This is a genomic window from Pseudomonas sp. OA65 (genome assembly GCF_017498305.1).
Taxonomy (GTDB): Bacteria; Pseudomonadota; Gammaproteobacteria; order Pseudomonadales; family Pseudomonadaceae; genus Aquipseudomonas; species Aquipseudomonas zanjanensis.
Map to the genome: position 1 here is coordinate 15,056 of NZ_JAGDEZ010000013.1, position 20,806 is coordinate 35,861.

The following is a 20,806-nucleotide window of genomic DNA, read 5'->3' on the forward strand; positions in this document are numbered from 1 at the left end:
CAGCTTCATCGCGGGCAAGCCTTGCTCCCACAGGGGGCGATGCGAGTCCGGGAGTCATGCGCCGGGCCAGGTGTCCGAAAGCCGATACCCCTGGGGCCAAGGATCGGCCGGGTCGAGCAGCAACTGATGGGTCCCGGTGATCCACGCTCGTCCGGCGATGCACGGATAAATCGCTGGGCGTCCGGCCACCTCGGTCAGTGAGTCGATGCGGCAGTGGAATTCGGAACCGATGATCGAGCGGCCGATAAACCGCTCGCCGACCTGCATCAACCCCTTGGCCTGCAACACCGCCATGCGCGCCGAGCAGCCGGTGCCGGTGGGGGAACGATCGATCTTGCCGGGTTGGATCACCACGGCGTTGGCGCCGGTGTTAATGCCGTTCTCACGGACGATGGGCGCGGCGATCTGGCAGAACGAGATGTGCGACCAGTCGGGGTTCAGCGGGTGGACGAAACCCAATTGCTCGTTGGCGGCGCGGGTTATTTTCAAGCCCACGGCCACCAGTTCGGCGGCTTCCTCCGGGCGAATGGCAAAACCCAGGCGCTGGGCATCGACGATGACAAAGCTGTCGCCGCCGTAGGCGGTGTCCACCTGCAACGAACCCAGTCCCTCGACTTCGATCCAGGCATCGAGGCGGTCGGCGAAGGAGGGTACGTTCTTGATCTCGACCCGTTGCACCTTGCCGTCGCGGCAGTCAGCCACGGCTTCGATCAGGCCGCCCGGGGCTTCCAGCACCAGGCGGGTCTGGGGTTCGGTCATCGGCAGGATGCCGCTGTCCAGCAACACGGTGGCGACGCATAGCGAGTTGGAGCCGGACATCGGTGGGGTGTCGGCCGGTTCCATGATAATCCAGGCCATTTGCGCCCGTGGGTCCTTGGCTGGGACCAGCAGGTTGAGGTGGCGGAACACCCCGCCACGGGGCTCGTTGAGGACGAAGTTGCGCAGGGTCTGGTCCTGGGCGATCCAGCGTGACTGCTCCCACACGGTGGCGCCGGGGGGTGGGGCGACACCGCCGACGATCACATCGCCGACTTCGCCTTCGGCGTGGCAGCTGACGACATGGATGATTCTGGATGAGCGCATGGATCAAATCCTTGTGTTGTCTGGTCGGGCCTCATCGCGGGCAAGCCTTGCTCCCACAAAGAGCTCTGTGGTGTACATAAGGCCCTGTGGGAGCGAGCCTGCTCGCGATGGGGCCATCCGCTATTTCACCGACTTGAGAAAAGCCGCCGTCTCCAGCTGCACCGGATTACCAATCACCTGGTCCGGCGGTCCGATCTCATGGACCCGGCCATTGCAAAAAAACGCCACGCGGTCGGACACGTCCCGGGCGAAGCGGATCTCGTGGGTCACCAGCACCATGGTCATGCCGTCTTCGGCGAGCATGCGCATGGTGTCCAGCACTTCGCCCACCAGTTGCGGGTCGAGGGCCGAGGTGGCTTCGTCGAAGAGCATGTAGTCCGGTGACATCGCCAAGGCCCGGGCGATGGCCATGCGCTGCTGCTGGCCGCCGGAAAGCTTGCCGGGGAAGGCCTTGAGTTTGTCCCCCAGGCCCACGTGCTCAAGCTGCTGCACCGCCAGGGCCTCGGCGTCCTGTTTGCTTTTGCCCAACACCTTGCGCGGCGCCAGCATCACGTTTTCCAGCACGGTCAGGTGGGGGAAGGCATTCCATTGCTGGAACACAATGCCGATCTTCTGCCGCAGGCGATTGAGGTCGGTGGCGCGGTCATGGACCTCGATGCCGTCCACGCGGATGCTGCCTTTCTGGATCGGCTCCAGGCCGTTGATGCACATCAACAGGGTCGACTTGCCGGAGCCGGAACCGCCGATGATCGACACCACTTCGCCCTTGTCCACCGTCAGGCTCACACCCTTGACCACTTCCAGGTCACCGAAGGATTTGTGCACGTTTTCGATCTCAATCATTTTCCTGCCACCTTCTTTCCAGACGTGCGCCGAGGCGGGCGACCACCAGGCTCATGACGTAGTAAATGAGGCCCGCGATGCACAGCACCAGCAGGGGTTCCTGAATGCGCGTGACGATGGTTTGCGAGGCCCGCAGCAATTCGACAATGCCGATCCACATCACCAGGGCAGTGTCCTTCATCACACCGAGCACCAGGTTCAGCCAGCCGGGAAACGCCACCCGCGTGGCAATCGGCAGGACGATGAAGCGAAGGTCCTGCCCATAGCTCAGGCCCAGCGACCGACTGGCCCGGCGGGTGCTCAACGGCACCGCCAACACGCCACCACGAACGATCTCGGTGAAGTACGCGGCGGCATAGACCCCGAGAACGATGCAACCAACGGCAAAGGCGCTGAGGTTCAGGCCGACGATGCTCTTGAGGGAATTGAACAACACGAACTGGATCAGCAGCGGCACGCTGCGAAACACGTCCAGCAGCCAGGCCAGTGGCAGGCTGGCCCGCGGCAACAGCGCCCGCAACAGGCCAAACAGCAACCCGGCGAGGGTGCCCATGAGGATCGACCACACGGTCAGTTGCAGCGTGACCCAGGCCCCCTCGAGCAAATACAGCAGGTCGTTGACGGTAAGGCTTGTAGAAAACATGACCCTCCCTCCTCAATACCGAAACAAGCGCCAGGACAACAGCCGGGCCAAGCCGACGATCAACTTGGCGATCAGGTAATACAGCAGCGCCGCGAGGGCGAAGTATTCGAAGGTGCGGAAGGTCTTGACGTTGTATTCCTGGGTCACGCCGGTGAGGTCGTTGTTCAGGCCGACCACCACCCCCAGGGACGTCATCAGCACCGCCCAGACCATCTGGTTGGTCAGCGGGTAGAAGACGATGCGCAACAATTGCGGGACGATGATCATCCGGTACGCCTGGAAGGCGCTCATCCCCAAGGAGCGGGCGGCGCGCATTTGCGTACCGGGCACGGCCTTGAGGCCGCCGCGAAAGTTTTCCGCCAGGTAGCCGGCGTTGTTGAAGGTGATCCCGGCCAGCAAGGCCAGCCAGGAACTGACGTGCAGGCCGAGGGAGCCGAGGCCGAAGTAGAGGATGTAGATCTGGAACAGCGAGGGCGTGTTGCGAGCGATGGACACCCAGCCATTGCCCACGCCCCGCAGCAGGCGATTCGGGGCCTGGCGCATCACCGTCAGTACCAGGGCGATCAGCACGCCGAAAATCATCGACAGGGCGGCGGTCTCGAAGGTCACCCAGGCCCCGGCGAGCATGTCGGGCAGGGCGCGCAAGGCCGGGCGCCACTGGAAGCTGTAGTCAAACATGGGTCTGGCTCCAGGTGCGGGCAGTGGGTTGCAGCCACGTCGGCGGCTGGCCGTGGGTCGCGGCAGTGCAGGCGGCCTCGACGCAGTCGGCGAGGGCGGCAAAATGCACCCCGCGACCGACCAGGCCCGGTGCGTAATGAGCATATTTACCGGAGTTGGTCATCAGCGTGGTGGCCTGGGGCGGGATCACCGGCTCACCCAACATGCACCAGCAGGTGTCGGTCACCAGCACCGCGCCAAAGGCTTCGATGGCAGTCAGGTATCCGGCTTTGCGCGCTTGTTCCAGCACTGCTCGGCCGCAGGTGATGGCCAACACCACATACGGATGCTTGATCCGGCCCGCACACAACGTCGCGAGGGCGGCGAATTCGCTGAGGGAGAAATGCGGATTGCCCAGGGACACCACGTCCACCCAGTTGTCGCGGGCACTGTTGAGCTCGCGCCAACTGGCAAGCAGGCCTGCGGCATCGACGCTTTCCTGCGGCACGGTGACGTCGCTTGACAGGACATCGGCAGGGTCGAGGGCTTCCGGTGTCACCCCGGCAATGTGGAACAACGGCGCGGCGCTGGTGGTGGCGAAGGCTGCGCCGAAGGCCTTGAGGTCGTCCAGGCTCGGCGCGGCGTGCTCCAGGCCGCGTATCAAGGGGACGCGCCGGCCGGTCAGGCTGCCGATGTGGTAGCCCAGCAATGGGTAGAAACTGTCATCCACCTGACCCAGTGCCGGCACGTCGACGATCAGCCGGGCCTTGCGTGGGTCGTCGAGATGGCAGCCCGCCAACGGCGCCCGTCCGCACAGGGCGATGCAGATGTCGAGGAAGTCCGGGTACTTTTGCGTGCGCGCGCCCAGCACGCTGTTGGCGTAGACCACCGCGTTGGACTCGGCCCAAACGATTTGCTCGTCGAGCGTTGGCGCTGTGTCCAGCAGGTAGGGTGCGCAGGTGAAACTCAGTTGGGCGCCCATCGCCATATAGGCATCCCCCAAGGCACTGGCTGGCTCGCCCAGGGCCGGATCGACGCCCAGTTCCCGCCAGCGCCGCTGGTCCACGGAAATGGCGTTGAGGGTAGTGGGGACGCGCACCTTCGCCCCCCACTGCACCAGTTGTTCGGCAAAGCGCAGGCTGGCCGGGCCGGTGTAGATGCAACCGTCGATGTGAGCCTGGGTCACGTCCAGTAACTGCGTGGCGCCCTGGATCTCGGCCATGCGCAGCACGATGTGCATCGCCACCCGGGCGGCCTGGCCGTGGGTGCCGTCGAGTAATGCCTGGTCTTGCTCGGTCAGCTTCAGGGTTGAGGTCAGCGGCTGCGACGATGCCTCCGAACCTTGCCAGCCGTCGTTGGGGCGGCGCCCGGTGAGGGTCAGGACATCGCCTTCGAGGCGGACAAAACCCTGGCCGCGCAGCCCGTTGAAGGCCTCGTGTCCCACGCACAACACCGGCAGGGACCGCTGGAAAATCACCTGCGCCACCAGCACGCCCAGGGTCAGGATTTCATCGGCTTCGGCCAACACCAGGGCGGCGGGGGCGTGGCCGTTGCTGATCAGTTCCATCAAGACGCTGCTGCCGGTACAGGAGCCGCGTCCACTGGGAATCGCCAAGACGCGCCCGGCCAGGCGCTCGCCGCTCAAGGGGTGGTGGCGGTCGATGACCTCGCCACTGGCCGGATCGACCCCGCCCCAGAAACTCAGGCCCACATCGGTGAACAACAGGGCGCCCTGGGCGGCACCCTCCACCAGGCTGCGGCCTTTCACACGGACAGGCGTGCTTGGCATGGGCCGATCCTCAGTAATAGACCTGGGGAACGGTCAGGTTGGCCGGCGGGATGTCGGTGCCGACCCATTTGACGAACAGTTCGTTGTAGCGGCCTGTACGCACCTGCTGGTTGACGAAGAGGTTGAGGTAGTTGAGCAGGCCGTACTCGCTGCGCTTGGCGCCGAGGGACACGTAGTCGATGACGTAGGGGGCGTCACCGGCAATCTTCAAGCCCTTGTATTTGCCCGACTTGAGGGTCGCGGCGGCGACGGTGTTGGTCACCACGGTGGCATCGATGTGTCCCTGGGCAACGGCCAGCAGGGTGTCGTTCTGCGATTGATAGGCGCGGAAGCTGCCGCTGCCCCAGCTCTTCTGATCCTTTTCCAAGGCGATGGCTTCGTAGGTACTGCTGGTGTTGCCAAGTTTCTTGCCCTTGAGGTCGGCGTAGCTGTTGATGCCGGTGTCGTCGCGGGTCAGCACCACCATCTGGAAGGCGAAGTAGGGCACGGTCAGGCCGACGGTCTTGGCTCGCTCCAGGGTGTCGGAGGTGGAAGCGACGATGACGTCGGCGCGGCCGGACAACAGCGCGGGGATTCGGTCGGAGAATGGGGTTTCCACCACTTCGGCGTCTACGCCGAGGACCTTCGCCAAGTCGTTGCAATAGTCCACGTCGAAGCCCGCCGGTTTATTTTTTTCATCGCGAAAGCCCATGGGTGGGAAGTCCAGGGTCACGGCGCAACGTAGCTTGCCTGAGCCGATGATGTCGTCGAGCTTGTCGGCGTGGGCGGGTGCGATGAAAAGCGGGGTGAGGACAACGCTGAGGGCTACGGCCAATGCAGGGTTTTTCATAAATGCCTCGCTGTCGTATAAACGCGGTGAGATATCGTATTGAGGATTTCGTATACGATATTAGATAAGCAATCAACATGCCTGTTTTGACGTGGGGCGCGGTAATGGCATTGGAGGGTTGATCTAGAGGCGTTTTCGCCGAGCGGTGGCGCATCAGGCAAGTTGCTACGTTGGCTTGGGGTGTTACAGATGGGAGCAGCGATGGGATCCGACGCCCCATCAGGGAACACGATCAGCGCTGACTCCCACGGTATTGGCTCGGCGACAGGCTGGTCAGGGCCCGGAACTGGCGGCTGAAGGCGCTGTGGTCGGTGTAACCGCAGCGCAAGGCGATCTCGGTGATCGGCAGGTCCTGGTCGAGTAACAGCCGCGAGGCTTCCTCCAGGCGTGCCTTGTGGATCATCTGCCGAGGCGTGAGTTGGAAGATGCGTTTGCAGTGCCGCTCCAACTGCGCCACCGACAATTCAGCAATGGCGGTCAGCTCGGCAAGGCTGATGGGGCGGGCGAAGTGCTGCTTGATATGGGCGTCCACCGCCGCCAGTTTGTGAAACGCCGGGTGGCTCGATTGCGGCAGTTGCAGGTCGCGGGAAATGCCGGCCAGGCCGACGATCTGGCCGTCTGGATCGTGCAGGGCGAGCTTGTGGGTCAGGCACCAGACGGGCTGGTTACCGTAATACAAATGCAGTTCGAGTTGGTCGGCCAACTCCCGCCCGCTGGCCAGCACCCGGCGATCCTGTTCGGTGTACAGCGGCCCGAAGCGTTCGGGGAACACCTGCTCGGCGGTGAGACCGAGCAGCTCGCCGCTGTGTTTGAAACCGCAGCGCCGGGCCAGGGTCTGGTTGACGAAGGCATAGCGGGCTTGTTTGTCCTTGATGAAAAACACCACGTCGGCGAGGGTGTCCAGCAGCGGGGCGATGGGTGGCAGGCTGCGCAGCAGGGTGTCGAGATCGCAGGGGGCGAGGGAAGTGAGCGAGGGGTACATGGCCGGCGGCGTCTTTTTGGTGGGAGCGATGGCGCAGTGTCAATCGAAAATGCGCTGTCTGTCACGCCGCCATCGCGAGCAGGCTCGCTCCCACATGGGGCCTGCGGTGCCTGCAAAGTTGAAGTTCACCTCAATCCCTGTGGGAGCGAGCCTGCTCGCGAAAGCGGTGGGTCAGCTTGCATCGATGCCGGATGTGCCGCCGTCATCGCGAGCAAGCCCGCTCCCACATGGGGCCTGCGGGTGCCTGCAAAGTTGAAGTTCACTTCAAATCCCTGTGGGAGCCGAGCTTGCTCGCGATGACGGCGGCACAGGCAGCATCTCTACCAACTGACCCACCGCTATCGCGAGCAAGCTCAGCTCCCACAGGGGATTTGTGGGGAGTACAGGTCAGAGTGGGATGTGTGTCGGGTTCAGGTGGGTGGGGGTTCTTCCAGCTCCAGCAGGGTCTCGATCCGCGCCGGGCTGAAGGGTGGGCGGGGTGTCGGTGGTGTCCAGCCGAACAGGTGTTCCAGGGCGGCGCCGCACACTCGGCCCTGGCAGGCGCCCATGCCGCAGCGGCTGGCCAGTTTCGCTTCGCGCCAGTTTTCGTGGCCGACCAGTTCGCCGTACGGTACGTCTTCGCAGCGGCAGACCAGGGTGTCGCTGCGGGCCAGGGTCTTGAGCCGTGGATCGAGGGCGAAGGCTTTGTTCAATGCCCCGGCAAAACTCTGCCAGCGTGCGCGGCGCGGCCACAGCTGCTGAGCGGCTTCGGTGTTGCCGACGGCGGCATGGCCGGCGATTGCGCCTTCCACCAGCGCCAGTTCGCTGCCACCGAAACCGGTGCATTCCCCGGCGGCGTAATGTTCGTGACGCGTGGTCGCTTGCCAGGCGTCAACCGCCAGCGCCTGGCCTTCAACCGCGCAGCCCAGGGCCTGGCCCAACTGGGTATTGGGAATGAGCCCGAAGCCACAGGCGAGCCGGTCGCAGGCCAATTCAATCGTCTTGCCTTGCTGTTGCAGGCGCACGCCCTCCAGCCTTTCCCCACCGAGCGCTTCCACCACATGGGTGTCAGTGCGGTAGTGCCGGTCGAACAGACTGAACGACTGGAAAAACTTCCCCGGCCAGCGCGGCAGTTGCGCGGCGAAACCGGCGACGGCGCCGCGACGGGCCTGCTCGGCGATGCGCACCACCTGTGCACCTTGATGCTTCGCCGTGGCGGCGCTGGCCAACAGCAAGGGGCCGCTGCCGGCGATGACCAGCCGTTCGCCGCGCACCGGCAAGCCGCCCTTGATCAGCGCCTGCAAGCCGCCAGCGCCGGTCACGCCGGGGAGGGTCCAGCCGGGGAACGGCAGCAGCAGCTCACGGGCGCCGGTGCAGAGGATCAAGCGTTCGTAGCGGATCTGCCAGCCACGCTCGGCATCTTCCACCAGTAAGGTTTTATCCGCCGCGCAGGCGATTACGCGAATGCCGGCATGCCAGCGGACGTTGGCACAGTTTCGCAGTTGCTCGCGCAGGTGCCGGGCGGCGCTGGGCAGGCTGGCCTGGGGACCGTCGCGCCAGATCTGCCCGCCGGGCAGTGGGTTGTCGTCCAGCAGCACGATACGCGCGCCGCTGTTGGCTGCGGCGAGGGCGGCGGCCATGCCGGCGGGGCCGGCGCCGATGATCAGCAGGTCGGTGGCTTCGCTCATGGTCGGGTCTGCACCTGCATGCCATCGAGGCACAGGGTCTGGCAGGCCAGGCGGCGCCGGCCATCGATCAGCACCCGGCACTCCTGGCAAATGCCCATGCCGCACAACGGCGCTCGCCGCTGGCCGCTGACCGAGGTGCGACTGCAACCGTCCGCGCCCAACGCCAATGCCGCGGCGACGCTGGTGCCATTGGCGACTGAAAGCGGGCAGCCATCCAGGAATAGGTCAGGCATGGGGCCAATCCTCCTTGGCTAAGCGAATGTCGTGAGCGCACCCCGACCCCGTGGCGAGGGAGCTTGCTCCCGCTGGGCTGCGCAGCAGACCCAAAACAGGGCCGCTTCGCGCCCCAGCGGGAGCAAGCTCCCTCGCCACAAGGTCAACCCTATCCCCGGAGCAAACAGGAGAAGTGCGTCGGGCTTCAGGCATGGGGCCAATCCTCCTTGGCGAAGCGAATGTCGTGAGCACACCCCGGCCCCGTGGCGAGGGAGCTTGCTCCCGTTGGGCTGCGCAGCAGACCCGACATTTTTGCGATTGCTGCGCAATCGAGCGGGAGCAAGCTCCCTCGCCACAGGGGGGCAATTCTATCCCCGGAGCAAACAGGGGAAGTATGTCGGGCTTCAGGCATGGGCCGGTTCTCCGAGGAAACGCTGCGGCAGGTAAGGCTGCGCGGCCAATGGCGAGGTTTCGTGGAACAGCTGCGCCACCAGCAGGTCGGCGGTCGCGGGTGCCGTGGTGACGCCCAACCCCTCGTGACCCACCGCCAGCCACAGTCCCTGGCGCTGCGGATGTTGGCCCACCAGGGGCAAGCCGTCGGGGCTCGCCGCGCGAAAACCGGTCCAGGCCCTGATGCCGTGCAGATGCGCCAACCCAGGCATGTAGTCGACGGCGCGTTTGAGCATCTTCGCCAGCATCCAGCCTTCCACCTGCGGGTCGACGGTGCCGAACTGTCGCGAGGCGCCGATGAATAATTGCCCGGTCGGGCGCGGCTGGATATTGCACGCCACCGACGGCCCGCTGGCGTTATGGGCGCTGGTGACGTAGCCCAGCTCCACCAGGGTGTGGGTGACGGTGGCGGGGTAGCGGTCGGTGATCAGCAGGTGACCCTTTTTCGGTTCGATGGGCAGTTCCGGACATAATTCTTTGGCCTGGATGCCATTGGCGAGGACCACCGCGTCGGCGCTCAACCAGCGCCCGTCGTCGAGGCGCACGCGAGCCCCGTCGACTTCACTGACCTGTGCCCGTTGCTGGCGAATCTTGGGCGCGTCCAGCATCCAGCGCGCGGCGGCCGGGGCGTAGAGGATGCCGTCGCCCTTGATCAGCAGCCCACCTTCCAGCCCCGGACGCAGCTCGGGTTCACGTTGATGCAGGGCGGCGCGGCCGATCAGTTCACAGGCTTCGCCATGGGCCAGCAGGTTCAGGTATTTGCCATGGGCCACCGCCATTTCCTCGGCATTGGCCGCCAGCCACAAGGTGCCGTTGTTGCGCCAGGCACAATCGGCGGGCAGGGCTGGCGCCAGTTCGTGCCAGCGTTGCAGGGAGTATTGGCTGAGGGCCAGTTCCGCCGGGTTGTCATCCAGCACCAACAAATGCCCCATGCCAGCCGCCGTGGCGCCGTGCCAACCGGCGTCCAGCACCAGCACGTTGACGTTGCGTCGGGCCAACGCCTGGGCGCAGGCCGCACCGATGATGCCCGCGCCAATGATGATCACGTCGGCGACATGGCCCTCGCTCACGGACGAATGCCCCAGGCGAACGGGTCATCCGCTTCGATGATAAGGGTGGTTTCGGCGCTGATGTAGGCGCGACCGCGAATGGTCGGCACGATGCGCTCGCCCGAGCGCTCGTAGGAACCCTCGAACTCGCTGCCAATGACACTGGCCTGGCGCCAGATCTGCCCGGGTTGCAGTTTTCCATCGGCCGCCAGGCACGCCAGTTTGGCGCTGGTGCCGGTGCCGCATGGGGAGCGGTCATAGGCCTTGCCCGGGCAGAGCACGAAGTTTCGGCTGTCCGCTTGCGGGTCGTCGGCGAACAGTTCGATGTGATCGATCAGGCCGCCGTCCTCGCCGCGAAAACCCTGCTGCTCCAAGGCTTGCTGCACGGCGTAGGTGTAGGCGGTCAACGCGTCGAGGTTATCGCCGGCGACACGCTGGCCATGCTCGGCGATCAGGAAAAACCAGTTGCCGCCCCAGGCCACGTCGCCCACCACCGGACCGATGCCGGGCACCTCCAAGGCCAGGGCCTGGCGGTAACGGTAGGCCGGCACGTTGCGCACGCTCACCGAGCGGTCTTCGTGCAAGGTTGCTTGCACCGTACCCACCGGGGTTTCGATACTGTGCACGCCGGGGCCGATCCTGCCCAGGTGGGCCAGTGATGCCACCAGGCCGATGGTGCCGTGGCCGCACATGCCCAAGTAGCCGCTGTTGTTGAAAAAGATCACGCCGGCACAGGCGCTCGGGTCCACCGGCTCACAGAGCAGCGCCCCCACCAGCACATCGCTGCCCCGCGGTTCCAGCACGCAGGCGCTGCGCCAGGCGTCGAACTCCGTGGCCAGGCGTTGCTTGCGCTCGGCCATGCTGCCCTGGCCCAGGTCAGGAAAACCGTCGGTGACCAGACGGGTCGGTTCGCCGCCGGTATGGGAATCGATCACGGTGATGCGTTTCATGGGAGGGCCACGTCCGTTCAGATGAGTGACGGTAAGCGTGGCCCGCGCCAGGGGATGACGGCTTGAGGGTTTTAACTATCGCCGATGACGAAATCGGCACAGTACCAATGCATCAATGGCTGGAAGGCAGGAACTTGAACAAGGTTTCGCAGACCCCGGCGATGTGCTCGTCCAGCAGCGCCACGGCCCGTTCGACATCACCGGCGCGGCAGGCCTTGATGATTTCCCGGTGCTCGTGATCGGCACGGTCCTTACCGGCCGACAGGCTCATCTGCATGCGCAAGTACCGCTCCAGCTTGTCGTGCACCGAGCGGATCAGGCTCACCATGAAGGGCCGTTGCGCTGGCTCGTAGAGGCAGGCGTGCAGTTGCCAGTTCAGTTCGGCCCAGCGCCCGACGTCGTCTTCACCGATGAACTCCTGGCAGATGCTTTCGGCGCGGGCGAAGGTGTCTTCGGTCATGTTGGGAATCGCCAGGCGCAGGACTTTGTCTTCCAGGAGCATGCGCACTTCGAACATCTGCGCCAGTTCCGCCTCGGAAATGCGCGTCACCATCGCCCCGCGATTGCGCTGGAACATCACCAGGCCCTCGGCCTCCAGACGCTTGAGGGCTTCGCGCACGGGAATCTTGCTGACGTTGAACTGGCGGGCGATGTCATCCTGGCGAATCGGCTCATCCTCGGCAAAATGCCCGGCTACGATGGCATCGCGCAGGTGGCGGGTGATGATTTCCGAGGTGGACGGGGTGTTGCCCAGGTCAGGCAGGTTGAACTTGGATAAAGTCACGGCGGCGGGTCGTTCGGCTTAGGTGGGGATATGGTATACGACTTTGCCGGATGCGGTGTCGAGCTGTCCCAGGCTCCCTCAATCCTCCAGCCAGCCCCTTGTGGCGAGGGAGCTTGCTCCCGCTGGGCTGCGCAGCAGACCCGGGATTTTGCGATTGCTGTGCAATCGAGCGGGAGCAAGCTCCCTCGCCACAACGGTTGTTTGTTCAGCCATGGGAAAAGTGGGCCATATCAGCCTCGGTCCGGACGATGCGCCATCCGGTGACGGACGCCCCCGCCAACAACGCCAGGCCAAACACGACCAACGCCACGTCAGCGCCAAAAGCGTCAGCCAGCAACCCGGTCACCACCACCGGAATGCTGAACCCGACATAGGCGAACAGAAAGAACCCGGCGCTGACCCGGGCCTTTTCCGCCCCAGCCATGGCCGTGATGGCCGACAGACCGCCCAGGTACAGGAAACCGTAGCAAGCGCTGCTGGCCCCCAACGCCCCCAGCAGCACGGCGAGCAGGGAGCCGGCGCTCGCGCCCCAGGCCAGCAGCGCGTAGCTCGCGGGCAGGATCAACAGCCCCAGGCACGTGGCCCTGGCCGGTTGCAGGCGGCGCACCCAAGGCTGGAAGAGCAAGCCGCAACTGATGACCGTGAAGGTCGACAGGCCAGACCAGCGCTGCAAGTCGTGGGTCGCCAGCACGGACGGCAATAGGGCGATGACCAGGCCCGACGTCGCCCAGGCCAAGAGCATGGAAAAACTGTAGGGCAGGCTGCCAGCGGGAAACAACGGCAGGCGCAGCAGCGGCGCGTCTTTGGTTTTCAGCGCCGGGTCCGGGAGTCGCCAGACCACGACGATCGCCAGGGCGGCCAACGCGAGCTGCAACCAGAAGCTGCCGGGCGTGGCGCTGTGGTGGACGAACAGGAACAGGCTGGTCAACGCTGCCCCCAGGCCAAATCCCAGGGAAGTGCTGGCGGTCACCCGGTTGGCCGGTGAGCGGGTATCGCTGGTTGCCATGAGCTCGGCCATATAGGCGGTCGACGTGGCCGAAGCCAGCCCGGTGCCGACCCCCATCATCAGGCGCGCGACGCCCAGCGCCACCAGGTTCGGCCAGAGGATGGTCACCAGCGTCGCCAGCATCGACAGCCCGAGGGCGACGAGGATCAACGGTTTGCGCCCCACCCGGTCGGCCAGCCCACCGAATGCCAGCAGCACCGGGAGCACGCCCAGCACATAACCGGAAAACGCCACCGCCGTGGCGCCGGCCCCGTAGCCGGACAACTGCGCATAGGTGGTGTACAGCGGCGCCTGCAGGTTGACCGCGAGGGTGATCAGGCAAAGGCCGAAGGCCAGCCCCCAGGAATGTCGATGCGATGGGTTCAAGGGTGTTCCTTAAAGGGTGTGCATGAAGTCCCGGGGACTATCACTGCCAGGCACAGCGCAAACAAGGAACAGACCCAGGCCATTTGTGCTTAACTGTTCGCTCGAAATCTGAGAACACTTGAACAAGAGTGCCAGCCGTGGACCTGAAGATTGATCGCAACGTTGCCGAGCCTGTGATCCGGCAGCTCGTGACGCACCTCACGGGCTGGATCGACGCCCATGGCATTCGCCCCGGCGCGCGGATGCCGTCGATTCGCCAACTGGCGCGGGACAATGACCTGAGCCTGTCGAGCGTGATCAAGGCCTATGACCAACTGGTGGCCAGCGGGGTGTTGGAGTCTCGGCATGGTGCGGGCTTTTATGTCGCGCAACAGTTGGCCCGGCCGGTGGAACCGGCACCCGATACGGATAACCCGTCGTGGCAGTTGTTCGACAATGAATCGCCCCAGCTCAAGCTCGGTTGTGGCTGGCTGCCCGACGCCTGGCGCGACGACACCGACCTGGGCCAGGCGATCCGCCAAGTGGTGCGCAGCGACAACCATGCGTTGTTCAACTACAGCACCCCGTTGGGCTCGCCTCATCTGCGCCTGCACCTGCAAAAGCGCCTGGGCCTGATCGACATTCACGTCGACCCGGCGCAAATCATCACCACCCAAGGCGCCAGCCAGGGCCTCGACCTGCTGGTGCGAACGCTGCTCAAGCCCGGTGACCTGGTGCTGGTGGAAAGCCCCGGCTACTACAACCTGTTCAATCTGCTGAAGCTGCACGGGGTGAAGACCGTGGCGGTGCCGAGAACCGCCCAAGGCCCGGACATCGCCCGCCTGGAACAGCTTCTCGGCGAGCATAAACCCTCGTACTTCTTCATCAACAGCATGTACCAGAACCCCACCGGCACCAGCCTGGCGCCGAGCGTGGCCTACCGCCTGCTGCAACTGGCGACGGCCCATGACTTTCGTCTCATCGAGGACGACATCTACGCCGATTTCCAGAATGGTCCGACCTCACGCCTGGCCTCTCTGGATGCCCTGGACCGGGTGATCTACCTGGCGAGTTTTTCCAAGACGCTGTCCAGTTCGCTGCGCATCGGTTACGTGGTCGCTCATCCCGAGATCATCCAGCGCCTGGCCGAAGTCAAGATGATTACCGGCATCGGTTGTTCGCTGCTGGCGGAAAACGTGGTGGCGACGTTGCTGGCCAACGGTGCTTATCGCAAGCTGATCCAGCGCTTGCGCCAGCGCCTGAACAAGCAGATGGCGAGCACGCTGCGCCAACTGGACCCGGCCCACTGGGAGGTCTTTGCCGAGCCGATGGGAGGGCTGTTCATCTGGGCCAGGCCGCGGTGCTTGGCGGCACAACGGGTGCAGCAAATCGCCCGGGAGCTGCAGATTCAACTGTCCCAGGGCTCGACGTTCCTGCCGCAAGGGGAGGCGTGTGATTGGCTGCGGTTGAATGTGGCTTATACCCAGGATGTACGTGCGCAGAGGTTTTTCCAGCGGGTCGAGGAGGAGTCGATTGCGGTGGGGCAGTAGGGTTTTGGGGGAGATTGTCCTGGCGCCATCGCGAGCAAGCTTTGCTCCCACAGCGCAGAGCAGGGGCCAATCCCAAGACTTGTATCCACTAAAGATCCCTGTGGGAGCAAAGCTTGCTCGCGATGGCTGACTAAGCAGTCACAAAAACATCCCGTGTTAATGGGAATAGATATCAAACGACAATGAGTTACTGTATCTTTCGCGACACATTTTTGTCAGCCCCCGATGTGGGGGGTTGTTTCCATTAGGATTGTGCATCGATGCGTCGGATTCTCGTTTCACTGTGTGTGCTCCAAGCTTATTCCATTCCCACCTGGGCCGAAGAGCCGATCCCTGCCAAGCCGGCCTCCCTTGAGTTGCAAGCGACCGATATCGTCGGCAATTCAGACTATGAAACAGCGCAGGGCCCGGTGAAGGGTTATCACGCCACCCGCTCGGCCAGTGCGACCCGTACCGACACGGCAATCCATGAAACCCCGCAATCCATCTCCGTCGTTTCCCGCGATGTCGTTGAAGACCTCAGTGCCACGCGCCTGCAAGACGCCCTCGACTACGCCGGCGGCGTAGGCCGGGCCAACAACTTCGGCGGCCAGGGCCTGACCACCTTCACCGTGCGCGGTTTCACCACCGGCGAGTTCTACCGCAACGGTTTCCCGATCAACCGTGGCTACCCGAACATGCCGGACGCCAACACCATCGAGCGCCTGGAAGTCCTGCGCGGCCCGGCCACCATGCTCTATGGCCGTGGCGACCCGGGCGGTACCTTCAACGTGGTATCCAAGCAACCGTTGGCCGAGCGCACGGTGACCCTGGGCAGCCAGGTCAGCGACCAGGGGATGCGTCGCGGCACGCTCGATGCGTCCGGTCCGTTGGACGAAGAAGGGCGCCTGGCTTATCGCCTGAACGTGATCGGTGAGGGCGGCGATACGTTCCGCGATCACGTCGAGACCGAGCGTTACGGCATCGCGCCAGTGGTGAGCTGGCAGGTCAACGACACCACGCGCCTGACCTTCGAAGGCGATTTCATGCGCAACAATGCCCCGCTGGACCGTGGCCTGACCCATTACGCCGGCCAGCGCGGCACCGCGTCGCGGGATACGTTCTTCGGCGAGAAAGACGTGGGCAAGCTGCACAACGACAACAACATGCTGCAGGTGCGTTTCGAGCACATGCTCAACGACGATTGGACCCTGGCCGGCGGCACCCAGTGGCTCGACGGCACCTTGCAGGGCAATGCCGTGGAGGGCAACAGCATCGGCGCCGATGGGCGTACCCTCAGTCGCAACTTCAACTACCGCAAGCTGGAATGGACCGACCACGACACCCAGCTCAACCTCACCGGGCATTTTTCCACCGGCGGGTTCGAGCACACGTTGCTGACGGGCATTGAGTACGAAGACTACGATTACCAGTCGATCATTCAGCGCTCCTCTGGTGCCCCCGGTACCTACCCGATCGATATCTTCGATCCGGTGCATGGCCAGCCACGCCCGGCATTGACGCGCAAGCCCACCGATGACCAGGAAAATCTCAAGACGTTTGGTGTGTTTGTCCAGGATCAGGTGGCGTTGACTGAGCGGTTGAAAGTGTTGGCTGGGGCGCGTTTTGAGCGGTTCGAGCATAAGTACAAAACGTTCGTGACCGACACTGGAAACTGGAATGTGAACGACAGTGCCGTGACCCCGCGACTGGGGATGATTTACGACCTGACCGACACAGTGGCTGTCTATGCCAACACCGCCCGCTCGTTCAAACCTAACACCGGCCGCAGCAGTGCAGGGGGAGGGTTCAAGCCGGAAGAGGGCAAGTCCTACGAAATGGGTGTCAAGTGGGAAGCCCTGGATCGCCAGTTGAGCGTCGATGCTGCGGTGTATCAGATCGAAAAACGTAACGTGTTGACCAATGATCCGGTGGACCCGGATTTCAAAGTGGCTGCCGGCGAAGTGCGCAGTCGTGGTTTTGACCTGAACGTGGCGGGCAACCTGACGCCGGAGTGGCGCGTGATCGGTGGCTATGCCTATGTGGATGCCGAAGTGACCAAGGACATCAATATCCCGTCCGGCACCCGCTTGCTCAACGTGCCCAAGAACTCCTTCAGCCTGTTGAACGTCTACGAGTTCCAGGACGGCGGCCTCAAGGGCCTCGGCTTGGGCCTGGGCGCCAAGTACGTCGATGAGCGGGCCGGCAACACGGCGGCCAGCACCTTTACCATGGACAGTTACACCGTCGTGGACCTGCTCGGCTACTACAAGGTCAACGAGCGGATCCGCCTCAACCTGGATCTGAAGAACCTGTTTGACGCCGACTACGAAGAGGGTGCATTTGGTGGCGTCTACGCCTATCCAGGCGCACCGCGGACCGTGCAGGCTGGTATCTCCTACACGCTCTGAATCCGTTGCGTCACGAAAACCCCGAAGGCCTGGCCTCCGGGGTTTTCGTTTTTTACCACTTGCCTATTTACCACTTGCCTGTGCTCATCCCGCCGTCCACCGGCAGTATCGCGCCAGTCGTGAAATCAGCACCCGCCAGGTACAACACGGCCTCGGCAATTTCCTCGATGGTGCCCACACGACCGGCCGGGGCCAGGTGGTTGAGGAAGTCGCGGTGCGCCGGGTCGTGCATCGGCGTGTCGATGATGCCAGGTGCGACGGCGTTGACCTTGATGTTGTGGGGCGACAGTTCCAGGGCCAGGGCGCGGGTCATCTGGTTGACGCCGCCCTTGATCAACACCGGCAGTGCTGCGGGCACCTGGATGTTCGGTTGCAGGGCCACGGCGGCTGAAATGTTGATGATGAAGCCTTGCTGGCGCCCGATCATGTGCGCGGCAGCGGCCTGGCTGGCAAAGACGAGCCCCTTGAGGTTGGTGTCCAGCAGCGCGTCCAGGTCTTGGGGGCTGTATTCGACGAAGGGTTTTGGCAGGAAAAAACCGGCGTTGTTCACCAGCCCGTCAACGGCGCCGAACGCCTCGATGGCCTGGGTGATCAGGGCGGTTGAAGTGGCCGGGTCAGCGATGTCGCCGGCCACGCCGAGGAAACCGGCCGGGTGACCGAGCTCGGCGGCGGCAGCCTCCAGGCCGGACGGGGAGCGGGCATTGCCCACCACGTTGTAGCCCCGAGCGAGGAATGCCTTGACCAAGCCCAGGCCGATCCCGCTGGAAGCGCCGGTGATGATGACGGTTTTGTTGAGGCTCATGATTGACTCCTGATCACATTGAGTTGAACCGATGCGCCGGTGTGGCGTTGGTTGAGCTCAGGGTATTGATGCGCCAGGGTTTGATAAATAAGGCTTCTGGTACTTGAGTTGATACGTCATGTAATCAATCTGGAACACCATAAATCCCTGTGGGAGCGGGCTTGCTCGCGAAGGCGGTGTGTCAGCTACAGAGTTCTGACTGAAACTCTGCCTTCGCGAGCAAGCCCGCTCCCACAATGTTCCCGGCTGATCGCAAAATCCACGTTCGCCAGCAATCCCCTGTGGGAGCGGGCTTGCTCGCGAAGGCGGTGTGTCAGCTACAGAGTTCTGACTGAAACTCTGTCTTCGCGAGCAAGCCCGCTCCCACAATGTTCCCGGCTGATCGCAAAATCCACGTTCGCCAGTAATCCCTTGTGGGAGCGAGCCTGCTCGCGATAGCGTCAGGCCAGTCAGTATTGATATTGACTGACACACCGCTATCGCGAGCAGGCTCGCTCCCACAGGGTTGGCGGGTTGGCAGGCAGAAAAAAGCCCGGTCAATCGGACCGGGCTCGCAAAGGTGGGGCCTCACTCCTTGGGAAGACTTCGATACTCAGTCGTCGTCATCCCCGCATATCCCCAATTATCCGTGTCGACTTCCTCGATCACGATATGGGTCAAGTGTGGGTCCTTGCCCAGCACGCGCTGGAGGGTTTCGGTGATTTCGGAAATCACCTGGGCTTTCTGTTCACGGGTAACGCCGTCTCGGGTAATTCGCACATTGACGAAAGGCATGGTGCACTCCAGCGGGTGGGAAATGGACGCGGGCCAACGCCCGCGTGTTGCAAGGCCACTGTATTTATACGCCACGGACTGATAAACAGGCTTTTGGAAACTTCAGTTGATACGCGGTGTAACTAATCATGAAGCGTCATTTCGAAGACCTGCAATTGGGCAGCATAGAACTGTTCTGTCTGGCGGCGGAGGCGGGCAGTTTCACCGCGGCGGCGCAATTGGCGGGTGTGACGCCTGCGGCGGTGAGCCGCTCGATCTTTCGCCTGGAAGAACGCCTGGGCTCACGGCTTTTCGTGCGCACCACCCGCAGCATTCGCCTGACCGAAGCCGGCAAGACCTATTTCGAGCAATGCCGACAAGCGCTGACGCAACTGGTCGAGGCGCAACAGGAAATGATGGGCGCGCAATCGGTACCGTCCGGGCAACTGCGCATCAGCCTGCCCACCACCTACGGTCACCATCGCATCCTGCCCTTGCTACCGGCCTTCAGGGTGCTGTACCCGCAAGTGACGGTGGACCTGCACCTGAGCAATCGAAACATCGATTTTGTTGCCGAAGGTTATGACCTCGCCATCCGGGTGCGGGCCCAGCCCGACTCGTCGATGATCGCCCGGCTGCTGGAAGATGCGAAGTTGGTGGTGATCGCCTCCCCGGAGTACCTGCGCAAGGCCGGCACGCCGCAGGTACTTGAAGACCTGGATGACCACGAGTGCATCCAGTTCGAGTTGCCCAGCAGTGGGCGACGGATTTCCTGGTTGTTCAATATCGATGGCAAGGAAAAGGAAGTGTTCGGCCAAGGGGGTTATTGCTGTTCGGATGATGTGCTCGGCGGCGTGACGCTGGCCAAGCATGGCGCGGGCTTGTTCCAGACTTACAAGTTCATCGTCGAACAGGAGCTGGCCAACGGGCAGTTGGTGGAGGTGCTTGCGCCTTTCGCGGGTCGCTCCCGGCCGTTCACCTTGCTGTACCCCCATGGCAGGTACGTACCGCAGCGGGTGCGTGCTTTTGTGGATTTCCTGTTGCAGTACCGGGAGCAGTGGGCCGGAGCCTGACGCAAGGCGCCAGGGCTGAAAAGGGCATCCCTGTGGCGAGGGAGCGTGCTCCCGCTGGGCTGCGTAGCGGCCCCTTTTTTGCGGCTGCTTCGCAACCGAGCGGGAGCAAGCTCCCTCGCCACAATGGATCACCACACGCTCAAATAATGCGCTTGCCGCAGAGATTCCCGGCCTAGCCCGCTATCAGAATCGAAACGCCTGACGACCGATCAGCAACCACTTGCCATCCTTCTGCTTCTGCCAGATCTGGAAGTTCTCGATTTCCGTCGGCACCACTTCAGTGCCCTTGAGCGCCTGGGCCGAGAAGTGATTGCGAACCAGCGCCACATCACCGGACAGAGTAATTTTCTGGTTCTTCATTTCCAAGGTCTTGAATGCGCTCTTGCCCGTTTCGATGTCGGCGATGAAGGCTTTTTTGTCCTGGATGTTGCCGCTGGAGTGCCCATAGGTCAGGTTCTCGGCGGCCAGTGCCTGGAGCTGGGGGATGTCTTTGTGCAGCATGGCTTGGGTCAGGTGGTCGACCGCCTGGGCCACCTCCTGCTCGGGCGATGTAGCGGCCGTAGCGTAGCCGCCGAACAGGCACAAGAAGCCGAAGACCAATGTCGCTTTTTTCATGGGGGTTTCCTTGTTGTTGTAGGTATCAGGAACGCGAGCGATGCGTGCTCGTCGGTCATCGTACAACTTGTCGAGGGGGACTGGAATAGGGCACTGACAATGTGGCGAGGGAGCTTGCTCCCGCTGGGCTGCGGTAGGAGCTGCCGAAGGCTGCGATCTTTCGCTTTGGACTCAATGGACAGAGGAAAGATCGCAGCCTCGTTGCACTCGTCAGCTCCTACAGCCCAGCGGGAGCAAGCTCTCATGGAACAAATTGCAACCATGTGATTTTTAAGGCTGAAAATACATATTGATCGGTCTATGAGGAATCGCAGGGTAAATATCGGGCAAGGT

The 20,806-nt window shown here is 63.3% G+C and carries 19 protein-coding genes; 3 read left to right on the forward strand and 16 right to left on the reverse strand.

Going from position 1 to position 20,806, the window contains the following annotated elements; genetic code table 11:
• Positions 1-54: 54 nt before the first annotated feature.
• From J3361_RS13460 to J3361_RS13520, 13 genes are all read right to left on the reverse strand, one after another.
• On the reverse strand, positions 55-1,083 hold the full coding sequence (locus J3361_RS13460; protein ID WP_207964991.1) for a proline racemase family protein: 1,029 nt from the start codon (positions 1,081-1,083) through the stop codon (positions 55-57).
• A 120-nt stretch (positions 1,084-1,203) separates the two neighbouring features.
• Positions 1,204-1,926 carry an amino acid ABC transporter ATP-binding protein gene (locus J3361_RS13465; RefSeq protein ID WP_207964992.1) on the reverse strand — a complete coding sequence of 241 codons (723 nt, stop codon included), beginning with the start codon at positions 1,924-1,926 and terminating at the stop codon, positions 1,204-1,206.
• Positions 1,919-2,569 (reverse strand): amino acid ABC transporter permease, encoded by a 651-nt coding sequence (locus tag J3361_RS13470; RefSeq protein WP_207964993.1) that lies wholly within the window; start codon positions 2,567-2,569, stop codon positions 1,919-1,921. The genes J3361_RS13465 and J3361_RS13470 overlap by 8 nt, the downstream gene beginning before the upstream one ends.
• Before the next feature lie 12 nt (positions 2,570-2,581).
• Complete coding sequence (locus tag J3361_RS13475) at positions 2,582-3,247, reverse strand: amino acid ABC transporter permease (protein WP_057452167.1); 666 nt, start codon at positions 3,245-3,247, stop codon at positions 2,582-2,584.
• A complete protein-coding gene (locus tag J3361_RS13480) occupies positions 3,240-5,015 on the reverse strand; it encodes an aconitase family protein (protein WP_207964994.1) in 1,776 nt (591 codons plus the stop codon). Before J3361_RS13480 ends, J3361_RS13475 begins: the two co-directional genes overlap by 8 nt.
• Positions 5,016-5,025: 10 nt before the next feature.
• On the reverse strand, positions 5,026-5,844 hold the full coding sequence (locus J3361_RS13485; RefSeq protein ID WP_207964995.1) for a transporter substrate-binding domain-containing protein: 819 nt from the start codon (positions 5,842-5,844) through the stop codon (positions 5,026-5,028).
• 232 nt (positions 5,845-6,076) lie between these two features.
• Positions 6,077-6,826, reverse strand: coding sequence for an AraC family transcriptional regulator (locus tag J3361_RS13490; protein WP_207964996.1), 750 nt, complete (start codon positions 6,824-6,826; stop codon positions 6,077-6,079).
• A 410-nt stretch (positions 6,827-7,236) separates the two neighbouring features.
• Positions 7,237-8,493, reverse strand: coding sequence for an FAD/NAD(P)-binding oxidoreductase (locus tag J3361_RS13495; RefSeq protein WP_207964997.1), 1,257 nt, complete (start codon positions 8,491-8,493; stop codon positions 7,237-7,239).
• The gene (locus tag J3361_RS13500) at positions 8,490-8,726 is read right to left on the reverse strand and encodes a 2Fe-2S iron-sulfur cluster-binding protein (protein ID WP_207964998.1); all 237 of its coding nucleotides are present in this window, start codon (positions 8,724-8,726) and stop codon (positions 8,490-8,492) included. The genes J3361_RS13495 and J3361_RS13500 overlap by 4 nt, the downstream gene beginning before the upstream one ends.
• A 384-nt stretch (positions 8,727-9,110) precedes the next feature.
• Positions 9,111-10,226: an FAD-binding oxidoreductase gene (locus J3361_RS13505; RefSeq protein WP_207964999.1), complete on the reverse strand. Its 1,116-nt coding sequence runs from the start codon at positions 10,224-10,226 to the stop codon at positions 9,111-9,113.
• Positions 10,223-11,155 carry a 4-hydroxyproline epimerase gene (locus J3361_RS13510; protein ID WP_207965000.1) on the reverse strand — a complete coding sequence of 311 codons (933 nt, stop codon included), beginning with the start codon at positions 11,153-11,155 and terminating at the stop codon, positions 10,223-10,225. The genes J3361_RS13505 and J3361_RS13510 overlap by 4 nt, the downstream gene beginning before the upstream one ends.
• Positions 11,156-11,267: 112 nt before the next feature.
• Entirely contained in the window at positions 11,268-11,939 is a 672-nt protein-coding gene (locus J3361_RS13515; protein ID WP_186704947.1) for a GntR family transcriptional regulator, read from the reverse strand.
• Between the two features lie 205 nt (positions 11,940-12,144).
• Positions 12,145-13,311 carry an MFS transporter gene (locus tag J3361_RS13520; protein WP_207965001.1) on the reverse strand — a complete coding sequence of 389 codons (1,167 nt, stop codon included), beginning with the start codon at positions 13,309-13,311 and terminating at the stop codon, positions 12,145-12,147.
• Positions 13,312-13,448: 137 nt separating this feature from the next.
• Here J3361_RS13520 and J3361_RS13525 point away from each other — a divergent pair, with 137 nt between their 5' ends.
• Both J3361_RS13525 and J3361_RS13530 read left to right on the forward strand, forming a co-directional pair.
• Positions 13,449-14,840, forward strand: a complete 1,392-nt coding sequence (locus J3361_RS13525; protein ID WP_207965002.1) for a PLP-dependent aminotransferase family protein — start codon at positions 13,449-13,451, stop codon at positions 14,838-14,840.
• Positions 14,841-15,100: 260 nt separating this feature from the next.
• Positions 15,101-17,230, forward strand: a complete 2,130-nt coding sequence (locus J3361_RS13530) for a TonB-dependent siderophore receptor (RefSeq protein WP_207965003.1) — start codon at positions 15,101-15,103, stop codon at positions 17,228-17,230.
• 67 nt (positions 17,231-17,297) lie between these two features.
• On the opposite strand, the gene J3361_RS13535 is transcribed toward J3361_RS13530, so the two are convergent.
• Both J3361_RS13535 and J3361_RS13540 read right to left on the reverse strand, forming a co-directional pair.
• The gene (locus tag J3361_RS13535; RefSeq protein WP_207965004.1) at positions 17,298-18,032 is read right to left on the reverse strand and encodes an SDR family NAD(P)-dependent oxidoreductase; all 735 of its coding nucleotides are present in this window, start codon (positions 18,030-18,032) and stop codon (positions 17,298-17,300) included.
• Positions 18,033-18,599: 567 nt separating this feature from the next.
• Positions 18,600-18,806 carry a 4-oxalocrotonate tautomerase family protein gene (locus J3361_RS13540; RefSeq protein ID WP_025213530.1) on the reverse strand — a complete coding sequence of 69 codons (207 nt, stop codon included), beginning with the start codon at positions 18,804-18,806 and terminating at the stop codon, positions 18,600-18,602.
• Between the two features lie 128 nt (positions 18,807-18,934).
• Between J3361_RS13540 and J3361_RS13545 the strand changes: the two genes are divergently transcribed.
• On the forward strand, positions 18,935-19,858 hold the full coding sequence (locus J3361_RS13545; RefSeq protein ID WP_207965005.1) for a LysR family transcriptional regulator: 924 nt from the start codon (positions 18,935-18,937) through the stop codon (positions 19,856-19,858).
• Between the two features lie 183 nt (positions 19,859-20,041).
• Here the strand turns inward: J3361_RS13545 and J3361_RS13550 are convergent, their stop codons facing one another.
• Entirely contained in the window at positions 20,042-20,473 is a 432-nt protein-coding gene (locus tag J3361_RS13550; protein ID WP_207965006.1) for a nuclear transport factor 2 family protein, read from the reverse strand.
• Positions 20,474-20,806: the final 333 nt, after the last annotated feature.